The sequence below is a fragment of the Aquimarina sp. Aq78 genome (genome assembly GCF_900299525.1).
GTDB lineage: Bacteria > Bacteroidota > Bacteroidia > Flavobacteriales > Flavobacteriaceae > Aquimarina.
The window spans coordinates 495,535-516,583 of sequence record NZ_OMKA01000026.1; the positions used below are offsets into that span (position 1 = coordinate 495,535).

Here is a 21,049-nt window from a genome sequence, read left to right on the forward strand (position 1 = left end):
GAGAAAACAACATTTTGGTTTATGAAAATGTTATTTCTTTTAGAATCATTTAACGAGTTCATTTACTTTTTCATAGACAAGAGTGGTCTCCCATCCTCGGTATAAAAGATAATCAACAAGTTTTTTACGTTTTTTGTTTTTATCTTGTTCTGTAAGAGTGCTATATTTCTTTTCGGCAAGCTTATGAAAAGTTTCAAAATAGTCTTTTTCTGATATTTCTTTAAGTGCCGTTTTTACATTGTAAGGTGAGATGTTACGAAATTTAAGCTCTCGGACAATGCGTTGCTTACCCCATTTTTTGATATTAAATTTTCCTCTGGCAAAGGCTTTGGCAAAACGTTCTTCATTAAGAAAATTTTGATCCAGAAGATGTAGGATAATTTTTTCTTTAGCCTCAGGAATAAGTCTCATCGTCCTTAATTTATCTTCGACATCTTTATGGCAGCGTTCCTGATAGGCACAATAATGTTCCATTTTTCGCAGTGCTTCGGCTACAGTTATAGATGTAATAGGATTCTTATACATTACCGCAAATGTACAGTGACTTTTATAATAACCCCAAAAGTTATGCTTCTAAAATTAATAATCTGTTGGTAATTACATCTTTTTTACAAACATTATATTGCTTTAAAAAAGCTCTTACTTTTTCTTCTTCATTTTTTTCTTTTAAATCTTGCAATAGATTTTTTTTTGTTAATTTTTTAAGATCTAATGGGGCATATCTTGTTTTAAAATAATAAGTTTCAAAAACAGGCCAATCAGGTAATATTCTCTTATTTTCTTTATAAATATGAATCCAATTATTGCAGCCTACAAACTCACAAAAATTACCATTTGGTAGAATAGTAAAATGAAAAGGATCAATTTCATGATCATGATCCATATCAGAAACTATCAGTTGCTTAAGTTCCTTGGCATTAATTGGATTAGATGCATAAAACAAAAGGGTTTCTAGCTTATGGGTTAGGTCATAAGCTTCGATTTTCCCCATTCCATTAAAGTTTTCAAGGATTTTGTAGAGTAATTCTTTTTCGTTTGTCATGGTTTATGTTTTTGAGATATATAGAATTGAATTGTCTTTTATAATGGAGTGTTTAGAAGCATAATTCTCCTATAATCAAATAGATCATAGGAGAAAATGAACTCACTAACTTAACTCATTAGTTTACAAGCTAGTATCTTGACCTCCGGGACCGCTTCCGGCCCATCCCCAATCTTTATTAAATTGGTCATCAAGGCCAGGTAATCCTGGTGTAACAGAGGTAGAAGTTGCAGGAAAAAAAGTACCTCCTTCTATTGTAATTAGTTCTGATGCATTTAATTCCTGAAAGAATGCAGTTTTATAACTTTTCATGTGATTTCGTTTTAAGATTGATGATTGATGATTGATGAAATTAGAGTGTTTTAGAAACCTGGAGTTTCTTTTTTAGGAAAATAGTTATCCCATTCTCTAGGATCACCAAATGGTACAATTGGAAATATATCAAGATCTCCCAGGTTTATTACAAGACCACCATTGATGGTACTTAATTGGGCATTGTTTAATGCTTCGAATGATTTTAAATTTTTCATGATTTTTGTTTTAAGATTGATGATTATTAATGATACCAAAGTGCTTAGAGCACTGTAAGTAGATGCTTTAAGTTTTCTAAAACTTCTTGGATTAACTCTAATTCTGGACATTCAATATCCTCTCCTCCGCAACCACCATTGATGGTTGTAATTTCTTTTGATGATAATAATGTGTACTGACTTATAACTTGATTTTTCATGACACTTAATTTTTACAATTTGTTATAATTGTTTGATTACCTTTTTTACATTGTGTACAAAGATGATAGCCTCGGTTACTAAGCTTGTGTAAAGTCCCGGGAAAATTATACCTCCCTGTGTTTCTCTGGTTTCAGTGGTACTTAACGATTGAACTCCAAGTTTTTCTAAATTTTTCATTTTTTAAGTTTTTATGATTAATAGTTATTTTATGGTAATAAGTCTTTTACTTCCTTTTGATAGTACAATGATAAGAGGTGAATGTCTCATCTTATGAGACGTCATATTTTTTTCTGAAAAAAGTGTAGAATAACCCCCTGTTAGAATGTGATAATATCTTCTATTGCATAGTGATCTGATAGCTTTCTATTATTAAAAATAGTAAGTGGTGTTTGCAGAATATTATTCTGAGTACACCATTTTTTATGTTGAGCATATGTTGCTCTTGATTTTTCAGATATTTCTATAGCGTATTTTTCTTTTAGCGTATTTAGATTCTTATGTTCAAACCATTTACTTAATACAGATAAGAATTCTGATTTTGTCATTTTGTAATAAAGCTCAATAAGAAATTGTGAGATTTCATTGTTGTCGGTATCAGAAAAAATCAATGAGAAATTGATACCCTCAGAAGTTTTATTGATTTCAAGAATTTTTTGAAACTCCTTTGCACAAAGATGACAATAAGGGTTTATGACCAATGCTGCTCTTTTATCGATATCCTTAGCACCTTCGAATATGATATGGTTTTCATTAAATGCAGTATTAAGAAGATTCTCTTTCTCTTGTAGTAGACTAAAAACTTCGGGATTGTTTTTTAACCTTGCATATTTATACATGCTTTCTTTAAATCGAAAATACTTATATACAGGGCTTTTTAGATAGGACCATATAATGATGATTAACGAAAAAGAAATGCCAGGTATGAGAAATCCATTTATAGATGATTCGAAGTTGTGGTTAAAAAGAAAATATGAAGAAAGTATGGTTTCAATAAAAAATATCCCTTGGATTGCCAGGCACAGGATACACCATTTCTTGACTATTCTATATTGATAGTAAATAGAGAAAAATATATACGGAAATGTAAAAAAGGAAAGTATACTTATCAAAAAAGCAACACTCTTGAAATTAGAGGTCATAGAGGCAATGCAAACTGATATAAAACTTCCTAAAAAATATAACAATCCTAAATCCGACATAGAAAGCCAGGGAAAAATTTTGGAAGCTCCAGAATTTAAAACACCTTCGCAACTTATATGATCATTAGATTTACAAAATTTGGATTTATGTATGATGCTAACTTCGGTATATACTATTAGTAAACTAATAAGAGTCCCGGCTAATTTTGTAAGTAAGAACAGGTTAAAAACCCCATGATAACTTTTAATCGATATGGTGATAAGAATAGCTAATAAAGACAAGGCTCCAAAATGCTTCGTTCTTTTTAGTTTTTGGCGAGCTAGGTCTTCATTAGACATCTCAACCATAGCATCGGTATCAATTAAAAGTACGATACCATTCCATTTCTGTAAGAAACTCTCGAAACTCTCCACAATAAGATCATTACTATTACCACTATAATAACTTATTTCTGTATCTGAAATTTTAGTAACGATTACCAGGCCATCTTCTATAGAATATGCTAGAAAAACCGGAGATAATTTCAATAATTGATCTGAAGAAACTCTACCAGCCTTGTTTTCGACACCTATTTTTTTTAAAGTATCAGAAAAAGAAAAAATACTGGGATAATCCTGATGACTAAGCAAAAGTGATTCTAATTTCTCATTAGGAATTTCTAGCGAGAGTTCTCTTTTAAGTTGCAAAAGAACTTTTAATACTGTCTGATCCAAAATAAATTGTTTTTACGGTTATACATTAGAGTGAATGCAATGTATTTCAGACAGTCGAACGATCGAACGGCCAGAGAATTCACATGGTCATCTGAAAATCACAAAGATTCTTTATATAGATTTCTATACACATAGAAGATTAGGCAGTTAGTTTACCGAATAGTTGAGCAAATAATCATATCGGTTAATATCGGTTGTTAAAACCTCAATGTTTTTTATCACGGTTTTATTTTTTATTCTTTGTCCCTGTACATTTATATTAATATCTGCATAATTGGTGATTTCGTTATTTTCCATATCGATATCTACTAAAGATGATTTACTTAATAGTTTGTATGCTGCAATATTTGCAGTATGTTCAAGATCAGGAAATTTAGATATTTTTACTTCTCCCGATATGGTAACTACATTACCTTTACCATCAATACTGATGCTTCGACTATTTTTTTCGGCTTTATGTTGAACATCAATTTGGGAAAATAGTTTCTTAAATTGATCGGCTTGTTGTTGTCTCTGATCTAATGAAATGGGAGTTATATTTTTTGATGTTTCGTTTACAGCATATATTTTGTCCTCATCTTTTCTATAGAAAACATCATTATCCTTTTGTTTTGTAAATACAAATAAATCGGTAATAAATTCTTCTACCTGTATTGTGTTTTCTACTGTTTCTATTTCTTTTATAATATGTATTAAGACTTTTGATTCCATGATATCCTGTTTTTTGATACTGAAACAAGTTCAGCACGAGTTGATGATTTTTTAATAAAGTAAACAACCCTCTTGGCAATATACCAGAGGGTTATTTAATGGTCTAGTGTTTAATATGGTATATAAATTTACCTATTGCAACTCCGGCATTATAGAAAAAGATTACTGCAACAATTGCAAGTACAACATATTCTAAATAAGGAGTAATATCAACACCACTACCTTTTTGAAATATACCCATGATAGTTATATTAGTTAAAAAGGTGGTAAAGCCCTTTTCCTATTGCTTCTCCAGCTTTATAAAGCCCACCGATAGCTGCAAGTACTACTGCTGCTCCAGCTGCTGTTACTGTGATAGGATCGATAACACCACCTTCTACGGTTCTTAATTCATTGCTTGATAATTCTGCTACGTTTAATTCTAAAGTATTCATGTTGTTTGTTTTTTAAATTAATTAATGTTTTGTTTTAAATTTATTTTACACCTTCGTGCTTGTCTTTTTCATCTTGGTATCCATTGTATGCACCAAGCCCTAGAGCACCAACTGCAACTACAACTATAATACCGATACACCATCCACCACAAACGATACCTCCGTTAATTTCTGTTGCTTCTTGTTTTGATAATTCTTGAAATTCTAAGTTGTTTAAATTTTTCATTTTTTTACGATTTAATGATTAATGATTTTTAATTTATGCTTACACTATCTATTCCGTCAAATTGATATGTAAACTGTTTTTTGTTGTTGCAACAATCGTGAAAAGCGTTGTTGTTTCCCTTTCACAGTACAATGATACGTTGGGGCTGTCTCATCTTTTGAGACTGATATTTTTTTTTCATTTTTTTCATGATTATTTTTAAAGAAGTCTTGATTTGCAGGGTCATAGGACAGCATCATTATCTCTTTGAAGCCTATTAAGAGTTTTGCTATTTGTATTTCTTAGAACCCCTAGTCCAGGATCTACTTCAGAATAGTATACTATAGTTGTTAAGACTTTTTCAGAAGTGTACTTGTTGTCATTTCTTAATATCTCTCCAGAATAATGGGCTGGTATTTGTCATAAAGCAAAAAAGAGCCTTGTTATGACAAGACTCTTTTTTTACAATGCAAAAACTGATTTGTGATCAAACTGAATGTTCTGATTTCAATAAAAGGATGGAGGCCACCATCGGTTTGTGTTAATTGATGCTCACTAAGGCTTCTAAATAATTATGATGGAATAAATGTTGTAGTAGGAATATTAAAAATACCAGTAATAACTTCACAAACGATTTTACGAGTAGTAGCAGATATTAGTATAGTACCTCCGTTATTGTTTAAAAGTTCATTTGATTGCAGTTCCTGAACGTTGTAGTTGTTTAAATTTTTCATTTTTTTATGTTTTTATGATTAGTGATTATTTGAATTTTTATAGTTTTCCTTTTCTTCTTCTGGTACACCAAAAAGATAATCTGCTAAAGGTTGCAACCATTTAGGAATAGGAAATGCTGATCCTCCGTTGGTTTCTAATGCCTCTTTGTTACTTAAATTTTTCATTTTTTACGATTTAATGATTAATGATTTTTTTGTTACAGCTGTAAATACAGCTACGCTATCTCTTTTACACTACAATGATAGTACGCGATGGTCTCATTTTATGAGATACTTATATAAAATTTAATAAAATGACGTGAATAAATGTATAAGAGCAGATACGTCACTTCGAGTGAAATTCTGTAAGAATTTAGTATCGAGAAGTACTTTTTAGCTATAAATTTTCTTGTTTTCGATACACCAAATCAGAGATTTGGCACTCAAACTGACGAAAATTTCTTATCCATTTATTCACGTTAAAATGATAAAGTCGATAGGGTGATATAAAAAAATCCCGGAAAATTGATTTTCCAGGATTTTTATTCAAAAGAATTTTTCATTTTACTTTCCAAATTTTAGATTCATGTATGTATACGGTTGCGTTAAACATAAGTATGATATACAATTAATAATATAATTGATTTCATGATTTTTCTGTTTACCTATATTGAACAATTTAAAATTATAGGAAGTACTATAAATCCTTTTGTCTATAGTTGTACCTGCAATATTTCATTTTATAAAATTGCAGCTAAACATTGTAATCTTTCAAAAGAATTTCCACCACTTACTGATCTAATTTCTGTGGCATCAAGTTCTTTGGTGTAAAACCCAAATTTAAAACCTACACTTTCTTCATATACAAAGCTCTGTATTGTAAAATCATAAGTGATAGGAGCATTTAGCTCTTTCATAATATCAACAATCCGATAGGTTTGAGCTCTGGAGATCCCTAATCTCGATGCTAATTCTACTGGGGTTCCCGTGGCTTGTAGGCGTATGAGTTGGTCAATTCTCTCGATAAGTTCGATTTGTTTGATGATAATATTCATAACTGTTCATTTTTTGATTAATAAAATATTTTAATGATTGATATGATTGAATTTTTACGCGATTTGTAATCCTTATATCGTTTTTATAATATCCAATCGTTCATATCATCATGATCTATATAGATTTCGTACTCTTCAGAGTAGGAAATAACATCAGATATCACATGTTTTAGCTCTGGATCATTGATTTCTTGTTGCAAAAAATCATTTTCTAATTTGTGCTCTGTTAGGTTGCTTTCGTTTTTTTGTGGATCATAGTTTTTCATGAGTTTATTTTTTAAATGTTATTATACTATTCTTAGGCTTGGATATTTAAAATCTACTTGCATCATAATACTTTGAGCACTATAAGAAGATACCTCAAGCACTTCTTCTCCATAAAGTTTACGGGTATAAAAACCATAGGTAAAGTTTACAGATTCTTCATAGACATAGCTCTGTAGTGTGATATCAAATACAATAGGAGCATTAAGTTGTTTCATTACTCCAAGAATCTGAAACAAAGATGCTTTTGAGATTTCCAATTTTTCGGATAATTGATCAGGAGTTCCTGTTTTTCCTAATCGTATAAACCGATTTAATCGTTCTATGACTTCAATTTGACGCTCTATTTTTTTCATAACCAGATATTTAGATTAAAAAGTTTTTTAGCATTTTAAAAACATAATTATCAATTAAATTTTGCTGAACCATCTTCTAGTTATGCAACAGCATTTATTTTAGGAATGTGATCTGCTATTGGCATTTGTTTTTGCCATAGTTCATAGTATTTTTCCTGTCGGGTATATAGTACATTGTGATTGCCCTCTTCTATCACTTTCCCTTTCTCGAGGACTACAATTTTATCGGCATTAATCACTGTACTTAATCGGTGAGCAATAATGATGATGGTTTTATCCTGATCGCGCAGGCTTTGTACTGCTTTCTGGATATAATTTTCAGAAGTACTGTCCAGTGATGAGGTAGCTTCGTCTAATACTAATACTTCGGGATTTTTATATAATGCTCTGGCAATGGCGATACGTTGTTTTTGTCCTCCAGACAGGGTAGCTCCATTTTCTCCTAAATATGTAGCGAAGCTATTGGGTAGGTTTTCTATAAATTCAAGAATACCTATGGCTTTACATACTTCCATAATACGTTCTACATCGGGAGCAAATTCTCCTACTGCAATATTGTCTATCACATTGCCGGCAAACAGATCTATTTTTTGTGGCACCACACTTACCAGGTCTCTAAGGCTACCATTCTCGATATGTTTCAAATCCTGTTTTCCTATAGATATTTGCCCTTTCTGGATAGGGTAGATATTTTGTAGTAAAGACATCAGGGTAGATTTTCCAGAACCACTTTCCCCGATAATTGCAGTGATTTTTCCTTTTGGAATTTCAAGACTGAAATCTTTAAAAACTTCAACTCTGGAGCCATATCTAAACCCTACATTAGAGAAATTGATATCACCGATGCTATCTTTTGTGAGTTTTATTTTCTGCTCATCTTCTTCGCGTTCCAGGTCCATGATCTCAAACAAACGATCTGCTGCAATAAGTGCATTTTGGATCTGTTTATTGGCACTGATTAAACCGGAAACAGGACTAGTAAAATATCCTATGATGGCATAAAAAGCCATAAGTTCTCCGGCAGTAATTTCTTTTTGAATCACAAAAAAAGAACCACTCCATAACAGGATGATAGTAAATAATTGTGCAATAGTACCGGTACTAGAGTTAGAAAACACACTATTTAATGCAGACTTATACCCTGTTTTTAATAACCCAATAAAACGGGTTTCTGTTTTAATATTGGCAAAACCTTCAAGACCAAACCTTTTGATGGTTCCTACAGCATTTAGAGATTCTACCAATTGACTTTCCAGGTCTGCAGATTTTTCCATAATCCCTCGTTCTGTACGCTTGTTCAGTTTATTGGTAATTACATATATGATCGCATATATTGGAATAATCGCCAGCATGATCAGCGCCAGTTTCCAATAATACGTAAACATCAATCCAAAAGAGAATACCAGAATCAGGATATTAACGGTTAAGTTTAAAGCTACTCCATTGATAAAGTTTCTGATTTTTACAGCATCACTAATTCGCGAAATAATCTCTCCGACCCGCATGGTATCAAAAAATTGCTGAGGTAGTTTTAACAAGTGTTTATAGTATCCCAGAATTAGTCGCGAATCGATCTGTTGCCCCGTTTTGATTAAGAAAACATCCTTGTATGCTCCTACGATTAGTTTTAAGAGTAATAATGTAATCATCACAATCCCTAACAGGTTAAGCAGTTTGGTACTGGTACCCATAAAAACATGATCAGTAAGTTTTTGGATGTATATCGAGGTAGAGAATCCTAATAAAGTATAGATGATCGCTCCAACAAATGCTTGTATCAATACTCCTTTATGCGGTTTTAACAAAAACCAGAATCGTTTATATACCGATACTTTTTCGTTACCTGTTATAAAATCTTCTTTTGGTAATAGCAGTACCAATACTCCTGTCCATTCTTTGTTAAATTCTTCATGTGTTTTTTTATGAAACCTGCCATCCCCCGGATCCATTATTTTGATGTGTTCTTTGGTCACTTCGTAGATCACTACATAATGATGTAATTTTTCATTTACGATCACATGGGCGATGGCAGGTTTAGGGATTTTCAACAAACTGTCCAGATCCCCGCGCACTCCTTTGGCTTCAAACCCGAGTTTATCGGCGGCCTCGATTAATCCCAATACATTGGTTCCTTTTTTATCTGTACTTGCAAACTGTCGAATACGTGCGATAGGCAGTTGCAATTTATAATGTGCTGATACCGATGCCAGGCAAGCCGCACCGCAATCAGTGATATCGTGTTGTTTTATTTTTGTCTTAGCCATGATTCGTTTAGTTTTGAGAGGTTAGTATTGAGTATTGAGAGATTTGACGTTCGAAATAGATGGTGTGATATTCGAGATGTAATAAACAACTCCTAACTGCTGACTTTCTCCTAACTTTTTCATTTATTTTTTTGGTTTTTACATTCAACATTAGATATTCCGTATTCGTTATTCGACATTCATTACTTCTGCAATAGTGGGACTCGATGGGTTAAACCAGTCATCGACTTTATCATAAAGTAATTCATACAAGGTGCGTTGTGTAAGTTGAAATCTTGCACTTAGCGTCATCCCTTTATTAAAACTACCTTTAAAACCATTTTTAAGTTCCAGATGTCCCTGATCGATAGCACAACGTACTTTAAAAACTGGCCGGTCATTAATGATATCCACATCTTTACTGATCTCCAGAATTTTTCCGGTAGCCAATCCCCATTGGTTATAGTTAAAAGCATCGATCTGAAAATTCACCGACTTATTCCGACCCACTAACCCTATATCTGATGGCGAGAGGTAACATTCTGCAACCAATCCGGTATCAGGAGATATTTCGGCAATAGTTAATCCTCCTGCAATTAAACTACCCGGCTCGATACCCAAAACATTTTTAAGAATCCCATCTATTGGTGCTGTGATCAACAGCTCTTTTTGATTCTGTTTTAGTTGTGTTAATCCACCTTTTAATTCCCTGATGGTATTCTGGTACTCTGTTACTGTCGCCTGCCAGTTATTTTTTTGTTGTTTTCGGTATTGTTGTAGTGTACTCGATGCCAATTGATGCTCAAAAGCACTATTCTCATAATCGACCTTGGCGATCACTCCTTTTTCATACAGTTTTTGGTTACGCAGGTAATCGATTTTAGTTTTTTCAAATCGGGTTTTTAACTCCTGTATTTTTTGAGTGAAGTACAAATATTCTTTCTGGTAACGTGCCGATTGTATGTTATTAAATTTCGGGGTAGCCGTATTGATCAGGTATTCGCAATCTGCAATAAACTGCTGAGTTTCTTCAATCTGTGTCGAGGACCGAGTGATTTGTTCTTTTACGACCGAGGTATTCGTCATAAGCAAGGTATCGCCCTTATTTACTTTTTGATTATCGACCATATTTACAAAAACAACTTTACCCGATTGAAGCGGAGTAATAGCAATTCGTTCTTTGCTAGGTCTTAGCATTCCTCTTGCGGTAGTATAGATGTCGACTTTGATAAATGGCAAAAGTGCTAATGCAATGACAAAAGCGACCAATATCGTTGTATAGATCATCTTACTTTTACTGCTATGTTCAAACTGATGCACCTCTATGGTGTTTTCTATAATTTCTTTTGGAAATAACTGTTTCATGCTGGATATTCTTTAAACGTTAACAATAGATTGATACATGATGATAAAATGATCCATCAGAAAAGTCGTGAGTTGCGAAATGAAATTGATCAGTACGTGTATCATAAGTTTTGATTTTTTTGAGTGAAACTAAAGCGACTGCTACGTTTTTTGATTTGATCAAATATACCCACGATAAAACCCTAAAAACAAGAGAAGGAAGTCGTGATTCCTGAAAACAAACACGGAATTCGCAGAATGCAGACTTTTAGTTCAAAACAGTAATTGATTGATTATCATATAGTTTTGTTATAATTATCTAAAAGAAATCTTAAAACAGAAAATAGTATATTTATATCCTATTAAATAAGTATAGAATAATACCAACACCTCTTGAAACTAAAAAATCCATATACCTTCTTTGATCAGTTTTGTCTGAGAACTCCTCTTTTGTCATTAGACTTTTATCATAACCTTACCAAAGAGAAGAACATACCCGTAGAAGTGTTTAAAGATGTCTGGAAAAATGATAGCATTAGAGAAGCTATTTTTCTGGCGTCACCAGAGCTATTTTCTGAAATTGAGAAATGGTTATCCGGGCAGCTTAAGGATGTTAAAAAGAAGAAACGATTAGAATCGTCATTGTTAAAATATTTATCCAGGATGAGTTCACGTTGTACTCCCTTTGGATTGTTTGCAGGCTGTAGTATAGGAACATTTGGTAAGACCACAGCAATAGAATTGTCTAATTATGATACCCATCAAAGGCAAACCCGGTTTGATATGAACTTTTTGGTGGCTTTCTCGCAAAAGATGGCTAAAGAAGAAGCAATCAAAAAACAGTTATTGTGGTATACCAATAATAGCCTGTACAAAATCGGAGATCAATATCGATATATAGAATACAAGTATAACAAGTATAATCGGCGAGAACATTCTATCGAGGCGGTAGCCTATGCAGAGTATCTCGAAGACATAATCGAAAGTGCCAGGTCTGGTAAAAAAATAAAAGAATTAGCTTCTCTTCTGGTTGATGACGAAATTACTCATGAAGAAGCTTCAGAATTTATGGATGAATTGATAGACAATCAAATCCTGGTGAGTGAGATAGAACCCTCTGTAACCGGAGATGATTTTTTAGAACAGTTAGAAGCTTGTTTAAGCCAAATAGAAGGTACTGATGCTATACAAACAGAGATTCATCATTATAAAAAATTTCTGGAACAAATAGATCAGAAACTAGGTAATGGATCTGGCGAATACTTAAAACTTAGTGAACGGGTGGCGAAGTTAGAAACGCCTTTTGAGTTAAAATATCTTTTTCAGACCGATATGTATACCCAGGCGCAGTCTAATCAATTAAATATACGGTGGGGATATAAGCTAACACGAGCACTGGAACTATTAAACAGAATCAGTAGTGCTTCATCAGAAACGCACCTGCAAAAGTTTAAAGATGCATTTACAAAACGATATGAAACCCAGGAAATTCCTCTGGCTACAGTTTTGGATACCGAGATAGGTATTGGATATCTACAGCATCAGAGTGCTAATGACTCTACATCTTTTTTAGACGATCTGTATATTCCCTCTAAACCTGCTTCAAAACAAGAAATGCATTGGACCCCGGTACAAGAAATTCTAAATAAAAAATTACAACATATACATAAAGAGAACCAGTATACAATAGCACTCGAAGATAAAGATTTTGAACACCTCGAATTAAACTGGGGAGATTTGCCCGATACCATGTCTACAATTGCTCAAATAGCAACAGTTGATGGTGAAGAAAAGATGATGTTTTCCTCTATAGGAGGGTCCTCTGCAGCAAATCTGTTAGGGCGATTTTCTACCGGAAATGAGGGTATTTTAAAACACGTAAAGGATATTGCGGCTATAGAACAAGAAATGTATCAAAATCAGATCCTGGCCGAAGTTGTTCATTTACCAGAATCCAGGACGGGTAATGTGATTCGCAGGGCAACGATACGTGAGTATGAAATCCCGTATTTAGGAAAATCTAATGTGCCTATAGAGCAGCAAGTAGCGATATCAGATTTGATGATATCGGTGCAATATGGTCGTATCGTATTACGCTCCAAAACACTTAATAAAGAAATTATTCCTCGTTTAACCAATGCTCATAATTATAGTGCCAATGCATTACCAGTATATCATTTCTTATGTGATATGCAAAAACAAGGTGGCCGACCGGGTCTTGGGTTTTATTGGGGAGAAGCACTAGAGAAGCATACCTTTTTACCCAGAGTGGTATATAAAGAGTTTATATTGGCAAAAGCCCGATGGAAGATCACAATGGCAGACTTGCCTTTTCTAAAAGAGAATACTGAAAAAGACAAGATCGCAATGGTAACCATCTGGAGAGCAAAACACAATATACCCGGGATGGTGCAATTGATCGATGGAGATAATACTTTGCTGATCAACCTGGGGAATACGAATTCGATAAATATGTGGTTAGACACCATAAAAAATAAAAAAGCTTGCGTATTAGAAGAGTTTTTATTTGCTGAAGAAGGACAGTCTAGTGAGCAAAAAAGTACCGTACAGCAAGAAGGTATGAGTTATACCAACCAGTTTGTGATTTCGATGTATAACCAGGAAAAACTGGAGCAAGCAAGGAAGAAGGTCGAAGCATCAAAAGCAGTTGAGGTATAAGTAAAATAACATTTTCGTCACATCGAGTGATCCTACGATAGGAGGATTGTATCGAGATGTACTTTGAATTTGTTAAAACATAAAACAAGGGGATACTACATGAGTACAAAAAGAACATATATACTGGGGGATGAGTGGCTATACTACAAAATATATTGTGGTGCCCGTACGTCTGATGTACTCCTTACCGAAACCATAAAACCGCTCACAGCACAATTATTGGAACAAGGACTAATTGATTCCTGGTTTTTTATACGCTACGGGGATCCCGATTTTCATATCAGGATACGATTTCATCTGCTTGATATACGAGCGATAGGAACGGTGATCCTGCAGATCAATGCAGCAATGCAGCGGTATGTAGAACAACGAGTGGTATATAAACTACAAACCGATACCTATATACGAGAATTAGAGCGTTATGGTACAAACACTATAGCTACCTCTGAAACCTTGTTCTTTTATGACAGCACTATGTTGCTGGATGCTATAGCGTTGATCGAAGATGAGGAATTGTACTTCTTATTTATAGTAAAAGCGATCGATAGATTATTAAACAATTTTGGCTACGAGCAACAAGAAAAACTAGAGTTAGTGACCCGAAACTGCCAGGGATTTAAACGAGAATTTCATGCTGATAAAGGACTAAATAAACAATTAGATAAAAAATACAGAGGGTTAAAAAGCAAGCTTTCTTCTTTTTTAGAGACAACTTCTATGCAGGAAGACTATAAAGTTCTGGATGATTTGCTGGATCACAAAGCAAAACAATCATTAGGAGTAGTACAAAAGATTATGGAAGCACAGCAGGATAACCAGTTAGAAATGACATTAGACGATTTGCTAAGCAGCTATATACACATGCTGGTAAATCGTGCCTTTAGATCCAAACAACGATTTTATGAGTTGGTGTGTTATGATTTTTTAGTACGATATCAAAAAACAAAAGTAAGTTATACTGTATCATGAAAAAACTAGTACTCATCGTTAGTATCTTTTTTTTATACAATATCCCGGGGATTGCCCAGGATACGAATACATTTACCATCCCGGATTCGTTAAAGAATAAAACGTTTGATGAGATTGAAAAATTAAGTTATCAGTACTACCGTGATACCCTCAAATACGAAATTTATTCGAATACTTTCCTTGCCAAAGCAAAACTGAAAAACGATTCCTTAGCATTGGCGAAAGGATATCAACTAGTGTCTTATAATAATAGTAAGAACTTTCCTGTTAGATTAACGAATTTAGATAGCTCAATTGCATTTAGTAAAAACTTAAATCATAAAAGATTTCCTACGATTTCTTATTCTATAAAAGGTGGTATATATAAAGAAATAGGAAATTATGATAAGGCTTTGGACAATTATTTGGCTGCCTTAAAATATGCTAATGCATCTAATAATAAAAACTTTTACTATTTAACTAAACATAATATTGGTAGTTTAAAAGAGGATATAGGAGAATTTGAGGAAGCAGCAGCGATTTTTAAAGAAGTTATAAATTATGAAGAAAAGAATAACATTGGTGGTGTAGGACATTTAGTTACCATATTACATTTGGCAGATTCATATAGAAAATTAGAATATAGAGATTCTGCTACTTTTTATAATACCAAAGGAATACAAGAATCGCTTAAAGATAGTTTAGATCTCTATCCATTGTTTGTGTTACATGAGGGCATCAATTTATTTTATAAAAAACAATACCAAGGGTCATTGGATAGTATTGATAAAGCACTGCCGTTTATTGAGAAATATAAGCCAAGAGTAGAGGAGTCATTGGTTAATGCCTATATATATCTGGCAAGATTGTATAAAGAATTTGGTGAAAACGAAAAGCACCTAAAGTATTTATTAAAAATTGATCAATCCTATGAACGTTCAGGCTTTGTTTCTATAGAAATGCGAGAAGGCTATGAACTATTGATTGATCATTATAAATCGATAGATGATAAAAATAAGCAATTATATTATATAGATAAGTTATTTAGAATAGATAGTATCCTGGATACCAATTATAAAAACCTGAGTAAAAAAATAGTACAGGAGTATGATACTCCAAAACTATTAGAAGAAAAGCAGAATTTAATTAAGGTTTTAGAGGAAAAAGAAAAAAAGACCAGTGTAAAGTTTATTACTGCCGTCATTTTTGCTATAATACTGATCATTGTTGTAGCTGTGATCTATATTAAAAATGTACGCTATAGAAAACGTTTTAAAGAATTGATGTATACACCAACCCTGGATACTACTGCGCCAAAAGAAGTAATAGATAAGCACCCAGCCACACCAGAAGCGATAGGGATTTCTGAAGAGATTGTAAATTCAGTCCTAGAAGGTTTGCAAAAATTTGAAGATAAACAAGAGTATTTATTAGCAAATATTACTACCGGGGAGTTGGCCAAAAAACTACAGACCAATTCTAAATACTTATCTAAAATCATTAACACGTATAAGAAAAAAAGTTTTAGTGTTTATATTAATGAGTTGCGTATTGACTATGTGATCGAAAAACTAAAGCGCGAATCCAAATTTAGATTATATACCATCAAAGCGATTTCTCGCGAAATCGGATTTAATACCACCGAGGCTTTTTCTAAGTCGTTCTACAAAAAGACGGGAATTTACCCTTCTTACTTTATCAAACAGCTTGAAAAGGGTAAATAGGTAAGTTGTTGATTGTTAGTTTTTTAAAAGTCTGATTTCTTAGAATACAGACTAGTACTTCCTTTTTTTGCCTTATTTTTTTAAGGTTATCCCCTACATTTGTTTTGAACTCAAAACATAAAAACTCATGAAAAATCAACATCAAACAAAGAAGCTGGGATTAAAAAAACTAAACATTACCCTATTAACAAATACTAAACTATCGCAGATCAATTCGGGAGAGATGCCAAGTGCTGCAGCTAATGGATGTGAAGGTTCCATATTGGACGATTGTCGAAGTATATACCCTCCTCAATGTGGTAATCAAACAGAGATTGTAGATCTTGCATATAGATAAACATTGGTTACAATTGTAATCCATTATTACTGTTTGTATTAATCAAGAAGTAGTAATAAATAATTGTCCTGGCTTAGATAAGCCAGGACAATTATTTTTTTAGAAGTTGTACCATTTATTTCAATACTTTTGATAGGCGAACCAAAACTGACTATGCGAACCATCTATCTTACCCTGTTTATCTTCTTATTCTCATTTTTTGGGTATGGTCAAAAATTTCAAATCCCGGATTCGTTACAGGATAAAACTATTGATGAACTAGAAAAGTTAATGTATAAGCATTATCAAGATACTATTAAACGTGAGATTTATGCATATACATTACTTGCTAAAGCAAAACAAAAAAACACTCCATTAGCTCTTGCCAGAGGATATAGGTCTGTTGTATTCACATATAGGAATAAATTTCCTGAAAGAATTGCATATCTAGATAGCTCTATTGCAGCAAGCAAAGACTTAAATGACAGGTTGTATCCTGCCGTACCTTATTCTATTAAGGGCGGAGAATATAGAGTAGTAGGAGATTTTGACAAATCCCTTGATTGTTACATTGCGGCTCTAAAATATTCTAAAAAAGCAAATAATATGAATTTTTATTATTTGACCAAACATAATATTGCTAGTTTAAAAAAGAGAATTGGAGAATTTGAAGAGGCTGCAGTAATGTTTAAAGAGGTTATCAATTATGAAGATAAAAATAATATAAGTGGTATAGGGCATTTAGCAACTATATTATATTTAGCCGATTCGTATAGAAAATTAGAGTATAAAGATTCTGCCACTTTTTATAATAAAATAGGTATAAAAGAATCCCTTAAAGATAGCATAGATATTTATGACTATTTTGTTTTGAATGAAGGTATCAACTTATTCTATAAACAACAGTATCAAGCTTCATTAGATAGTATCAATAAAGCATTGATTTTTTTTGAAGATGCTAAACCAAGAGATGAAGAAATATTAGTTATCGCATATTTACATTTGGCTAAACTGTATAAAAAATTTGATAATAAAGAAAAATGTTTGGATTTTTTACTAAAAATAAATCAATCATACAAACGTTCAAATTTTGCTTGTAAAGAAATGCGAGAGAGCTATACTATGTTGATTGATTATTATAAATCAAAAGATAATAAAGATAGGCAATTGCATTATATCAATGAACTGCTTAGTGTTGACAGTATTCTAGATAAAAGATATAAAAGCTTAAATAAAAAAATTACCAAAGATTATGATACTCCTAATCTACTTCGGGATAAAGAAGAGATTATCGCGTCACTAGAAGCAGAAAAGAGTAGCAGTGCTACTCAAATTTTGATTATATCTTCTTTGTTGGTGCTAAGCCTGGGCGGAGTGGGGTATTATTACTATAACCAGCGTCGTTATAAAAAACGATTTTTACAACTACTTGACACCAATACACCACAAGAAACTACACCAATACCACCGCCCAAAGATAATACTGGGATCACTACTATAAGTCCCGATACCTTGGAGCAATTGCTGGCGCATTTTAAGCAGTTTGAGAAAAACCAGAAGTACCTTGCTCCTAATATCAACTCTAAAGATTTGGCCAAAAGCTTTGGGTCTAACTCCAGCTATTTGTCGTTGGTGGTTAATACCTATAAGCAAAAGACATTAAGCCAATACATCAACGACCTGCGTATCGATTTTGTAGTAGAGAAACTGCAGTCAGATTCAAAATTCAGGAAATATACGATTAAAGCCATCGCACAAGAGGTCGGTTTTAATACTGCAGAGGCGTTTTCTAAAACGTTCTATAAAAAAACGGGGATATACCCCTCGTATTTCATAAAAAAGCTGGAGGAGTAGTGTTTTGGGTTTGAGTACACGCTCGTCACTTCGAGTGCCGCGTTTTTGGGCGTGGTGTATCGAGAAGTATGTTATTATGGATTCCAGCCTACGCTGGAATGACACGTCGCTGAGTGGTTATCATGTTGAGCATATTGACTACTCGTTTGTTATTCTGGCTTACGCCAGAATCCACTATCCTTGTCATTCCGGACTTGATCCGGAATCCACATTGGAGTAATAATTTTGATGTAGAATTGCATTTTTATGTTAGATACATGCCGTCACTTCGAGTGCCGCGCTTTTGGGTGTGGTGTATCGAAAAACATGTTATTATAGATTGCAGCCAACGCTGGAATGACAAATTGTTATGATAACTACATAACCATTAAAAACAAAAAACCCGGCACTGTTATCAGGCCGGGTTTAATTTTATTTTATCAATTCACCATTTTTATCGTGAAAATGATATTCTAAATACGTGTAAGCGTCTCTAGGTACAATCTTTACCCATCGTTTATGGTTAAAATACCATTTTGATCGGGTGGATGGAAATCCTTTTGTTAAAAAAGCTGCGATAAAAGGATGCGCACTTAGCGTTATCTTTTTATGATCTTTTTTAATTAATTTTTCTAATTCGACTTTCATTTTTTCTACCAATACTATAGGCGCCTCAACTTCGCCATTTATTCCGTTTGGATCATCCTCACGGGTTTTGATATTCATTTCTGGTCGAACACGCTGTCGCGTGATTTGAATCAAGCCAAATTTACTTGGCGGTAAAATTTTATGCTTTGCCCTATCGTCTTTCATCTCTTCTCGCAATTGGTTGAAGAGGGTTCTACGGTTATCTGCATTATTCATATCGATAAAATCGACTACAATAATACCTCCCATATCTCTAAGACGCAGTTGGCGGGCTACTTCAGCTGCACTAATCAGATTTACTTCTAGTGCAGTATCTTCTTGGTTTTTGGCTTTATTAGATCGGTTACCGCTATTTACATCGATTACATGCATCGCTTCTGTATGCTCTATAACCAAATAAGCGCCCTTACTCATAGATACCGTCTTGCCAAAACTTGTTTTGATTTGCCGTTCAATACCATATTTTTCGAAAACAGGTATTTTAGGATTATGAAGTTTTACAATTGATTCCTTTTTTGGAGCAATTTCTTGCAGATACTCTTTGATTCGGTTGCAGAGATCTTCATCATCCACAACAATAGAAGTAAAAGTGTCATTAAATACATCTCTTAATATAGAAGATGCTCTATTCATTTCACCTAGTACTTTTGAAGGGTGATGGGCTTTGTGCATTTTTTTACACATGCTTTGCCATCGTCCCATTAGATTTTCTAAATCTTTGTCTAGTTCTGCTACTTTTTTGCCTTCTGCTACTGTACGTACAATAATTCCAAAACCTTTTGGCTTAATACTTTTTACAAGCCTTTTTAAACGTTCTTTTTCTTCTGAGGATTCTATTTTTTGAGAAATAGAAATTCGATTCGAAAAAGGAACTAAAACAATATATCGACCAGCAATCGAAAGCTCTGAGCTAATTCGAGGGCCTTTGGTAGATATCGGTTCCTTTACTATCTGTACTAATAGTGATTGATTTGATTTTAACACATTGGTAATAGTACCGTGTTTATCAATATCGTTCTCAAAAGGAAAATCCTTAAGAGAATAATTTTTTAATTTACCTGTGCTTACACGTTTTATGAATTTAAGTAAAGAAGATACTTGAGGACCAAGGTCATGATAATGCAAAAATGCATCTTTTTCATAGCCTACATTAACAAATGCGGCGTTTAGACCTGGGACAGATTTACGGATTTTGGCAATAAAAATATCACCTACCGCAAAATCGCTGTCGTCTTCTTCCTTATGTAATTCAATTAGTTTTCCATCCTTTAATAAGGCAAAATCCGTAGAGGAACCTGACCTAATGATCAATTCGTTGTTCACTCTGATTAGATTTTTATCCCGATAATTATCGAGATGGATTAAACAATTTTTTCACAGGAATTTTTTACAATTCCGTTGAAATAAAACAAAGATACCGGTAGTGGGGTAGTATGTCTTATTTCGATTTCAAAGAACTTAACTTTTTAAATGAAAAAAGTAGTTAGAAACTACTTTTTCTTATGGCGGTTGGCTCTTCTTCTTTTTTTACGCTTGTGCGTAGCTACCTTGTGTCTTTTTCGTTTTTTACCACTTGGCATAGTGTATGCTTTTTATATTTATAATTATTTATTTTACTTCTACGTTAGTTTTTACACCTTCTACAAATACTTTTGCAGGTTTAAACGCAGGTATATTGTGTGCAGGAATTTTGATAGTAGTATTCTTAGAAATATTACGGCCTGTTTTCTCTGCTCTGGTTTTGATAATAAAGCTACCAAATCCTCTAAGGTATACATTATCTCCACTCTCTAGTGAGCTTTTTACCTCTTCCATAAAGGTTTCAACCGTTGCCTGAACATCACCTTTTTCTATTCCTAATTTTTCTGAAATTTTTGCTACAATATCTGCTTTAGTCATTATATTACCTATTTAGGGGTTTTTAAATTTTCAAGGGGGCAAATATAAGAA

Annotated in this window: 25 protein-coding genes; 5 read left to right on the forward strand and 20 right to left on the reverse strand. The window is 33.3% G+C overall.

The annotated features are described in order from the left end of the window. Positions 1-45 precede the first annotated feature (45 nt). The 18 genes from DG435_RS18395 to DG435_RS18455 form a co-directional block, all read right to left on the reverse strand. Positions 46-525: a regulatory protein RecX gene (locus DG435_RS18395; RefSeq protein ID WP_106790978.1), complete on the reverse strand. Its 480-nt coding sequence runs from the start codon at positions 523-525 to the stop codon at positions 46-48. Positions 526-565: 40 nt separating this feature from the next. After that, a complete protein-coding gene (locus DG435_RS18400; protein WP_106790977.1) occupies positions 566-1,042 on the reverse strand; it encodes a hypothetical protein in 477 nt (158 codons plus the stop codon). A 123-nt stretch (positions 1,043-1,165) separates the two neighbouring features. Next, a complete protein-coding gene (locus tag DG435_RS18405; RefSeq protein ID WP_106790976.1) occupies positions 1,166-1,354 on the reverse strand; it encodes a hypothetical protein in 189 nt (62 codons plus the stop codon). A 50-nt stretch (positions 1,355-1,404) separates the two neighbouring features. Beyond that, positions 1,405-1,572: a hypothetical protein gene (locus tag DG435_RS25660; RefSeq protein WP_159025432.1), complete on the reverse strand. Its 168-nt coding sequence runs from the start codon at positions 1,570-1,572 to the stop codon at positions 1,405-1,407. 44 nt (positions 1,573-1,616) lie between these two features. Then, complete coding sequence (locus tag DG435_RS25665; protein ID WP_159025431.1) at positions 1,617-1,772, reverse strand: hypothetical protein; 156 nt, start codon at positions 1,770-1,772, stop codon at positions 1,617-1,619. A gap of 22 nt (positions 1,773-1,794) precedes the next feature. Continuing rightward, the gene (locus DG435_RS25670; protein ID WP_159025430.1) at positions 1,795-1,950 is read right to left on the reverse strand and encodes a hypothetical protein; all 156 of its coding nucleotides are present in this window, start codon (positions 1,948-1,950) and stop codon (positions 1,795-1,797) included. Positions 1,951-2,090: 140 nt separating this feature from the next. Further along, entirely contained in the window at positions 2,091-3,626 is a 1,536-nt protein-coding gene (locus DG435_RS18415) for a vitamin K epoxide reductase family protein (RefSeq protein ID WP_106790974.1), read from the reverse strand. A gap of 147 nt (positions 3,627-3,773) precedes the next feature. Beyond that, positions 3,774-4,337: a hypothetical protein gene (locus tag DG435_RS18420; RefSeq protein WP_106790973.1), complete on the reverse strand. Its 564-nt coding sequence runs from the start codon at positions 4,335-4,337 to the stop codon at positions 3,774-3,776. A 103-nt stretch (positions 4,338-4,440) separates the two neighbouring features. Continuing rightward, complete coding sequence (locus DG435_RS25675; RefSeq protein WP_159025429.1) at positions 4,441-4,578, reverse strand: hypothetical protein; 138 nt, start codon at positions 4,576-4,578, stop codon at positions 4,441-4,443. A gap of 10 nt (positions 4,579-4,588) precedes the next feature. After that, complete coding sequence (locus DG435_RS18425; protein ID WP_024768295.1) at positions 4,589-4,771, reverse strand: hypothetical protein; 183 nt, start codon at positions 4,769-4,771, stop codon at positions 4,589-4,591. A gap of 40 nt (positions 4,772-4,811) precedes the next feature. Then, a complete protein-coding gene (locus tag DG435_RS18430; RefSeq protein WP_024768294.1) occupies positions 4,812-4,997 on the reverse strand; it encodes a class IIb bacteriocin, lactobin A/cerein 7B family in 186 nt (61 codons plus the stop codon). A 551-nt stretch (positions 4,998-5,548) separates the two neighbouring features. Next, a complete protein-coding gene (locus tag DG435_RS25680) occupies positions 5,549-5,710 on the reverse strand; it encodes a hypothetical protein (RefSeq protein ID WP_159025428.1) in 162 nt (53 codons plus the stop codon). An 18-nt stretch (positions 5,711-5,728) separates the two neighbouring features. Further along, entirely contained in the window at positions 5,729-5,875 is a 147-nt protein-coding gene (locus DG435_RS25685) for a hypothetical protein (RefSeq protein ID WP_159025427.1), read from the reverse strand. A 554-nt stretch (positions 5,876-6,429) separates the two neighbouring features. Then, positions 6,430-6,744, reverse strand: coding sequence for a hypothetical protein (locus DG435_RS25860; protein ID WP_199852622.1), 315 nt, complete (start codon positions 6,742-6,744; stop codon positions 6,430-6,432). Between the two features lie 83 nt (positions 6,745-6,827). Then, positions 6,828-7,010 carry a hypothetical protein gene (locus DG435_RS18440; RefSeq protein WP_106790972.1) on the reverse strand — a complete coding sequence of 61 codons (183 nt, stop codon included), beginning with the start codon at positions 7,008-7,010 and terminating at the stop codon, positions 6,828-6,830. 21 nt (positions 7,011-7,031) lie between these two features. Then, positions 7,032-7,364 (reverse strand): hypothetical protein, encoded by a 333-nt coding sequence (locus DG435_RS18445; RefSeq protein WP_106790971.1) that lies wholly within the window; start codon positions 7,362-7,364, stop codon positions 7,032-7,034. 80 nt (positions 7,365-7,444) lie between these two features. After that, the gene (locus DG435_RS18450; protein ID WP_106790970.1) at positions 7,445-9,628 is read right to left on the reverse strand and encodes a peptidase domain-containing ABC transporter; all 2,184 of its coding nucleotides are present in this window, start codon (positions 9,626-9,628) and stop codon (positions 7,445-7,447) included. A 168-nt stretch (positions 9,629-9,796) separates the two neighbouring features. Continuing rightward, the gene (locus DG435_RS18455) at positions 9,797-10,972 is read right to left on the reverse strand and encodes an HlyD family secretion protein (RefSeq protein WP_106790969.1); all 1,176 of its coding nucleotides are present in this window, start codon (positions 10,970-10,972) and stop codon (positions 9,797-9,799) included. A 372-nt stretch (positions 10,973-11,344) separates the two neighbouring features. On the opposite strand from DG435_RS18455, the gene DG435_RS18460 reads away from it, so the two are divergent. From DG435_RS18460 to DG435_RS18480, 5 genes are all read left to right on the forward strand, one after another. Then, entirely contained in the window at positions 11,345-13,630 is a 2,286-nt protein-coding gene (locus tag DG435_RS18460) for a lantibiotic dehydratase family protein (protein ID WP_106790968.1), read from the forward strand. A gap of 99 nt (positions 13,631-13,729) precedes the next feature. Then, positions 13,730-14,599 (forward strand): thiopeptide-type bacteriocin biosynthesis protein, encoded by an 870-nt coding sequence (locus DG435_RS18465; RefSeq protein ID WP_106790967.1) that lies wholly within the window; start codon positions 13,730-13,732, stop codon positions 14,597-14,599. After that, positions 14,596-16,302, forward strand: a complete 1,707-nt coding sequence (locus DG435_RS18470; RefSeq protein ID WP_106790966.1) for an AraC family transcriptional regulator — start codon at positions 14,596-14,598, stop codon at positions 16,300-16,302. The genes DG435_RS18465 and DG435_RS18470 overlap by 4 nt, the downstream gene beginning before the upstream one ends. Before the next feature lie 127 nt (positions 16,303-16,429). Beyond that, positions 16,430-16,639 (forward strand): hypothetical protein, encoded by a 210-nt coding sequence (locus DG435_RS18475; protein ID WP_106790965.1) that lies wholly within the window; start codon positions 16,430-16,432, stop codon positions 16,637-16,639. Positions 16,640-16,792: 153 nt separating this feature from the next. Further along, complete coding sequence (locus DG435_RS18480) at positions 16,793-18,472, forward strand: helix-turn-helix domain-containing protein (protein WP_106790964.1); 1,680 nt, start codon at positions 16,793-16,795, stop codon at positions 18,470-18,472. A 411-nt stretch (positions 18,473-18,883) separates the two neighbouring features. On the opposite strand, the gene DG435_RS18485 is transcribed toward DG435_RS18480, so the two are convergent. Together DG435_RS18485 and DG435_RS18490 are read right to left on the reverse strand one after the other, a co-directional pair. Further along, positions 18,884-20,422, reverse strand: coding sequence for a ribonuclease E/G (locus tag DG435_RS18485; RefSeq protein WP_106790963.1), 1,539 nt, complete (start codon positions 20,420-20,422; stop codon positions 18,884-18,886). Between the two features lie 285 nt (positions 20,423-20,707). Continuing rightward, positions 20,708-20,998 (reverse strand): HU family DNA-binding protein, encoded by a 291-nt coding sequence (locus tag DG435_RS18490; protein ID WP_024768281.1) that lies wholly within the window; start codon positions 20,996-20,998, stop codon positions 20,708-20,710. Positions 20,999-21,049: the final 51 nt, after the last annotated feature.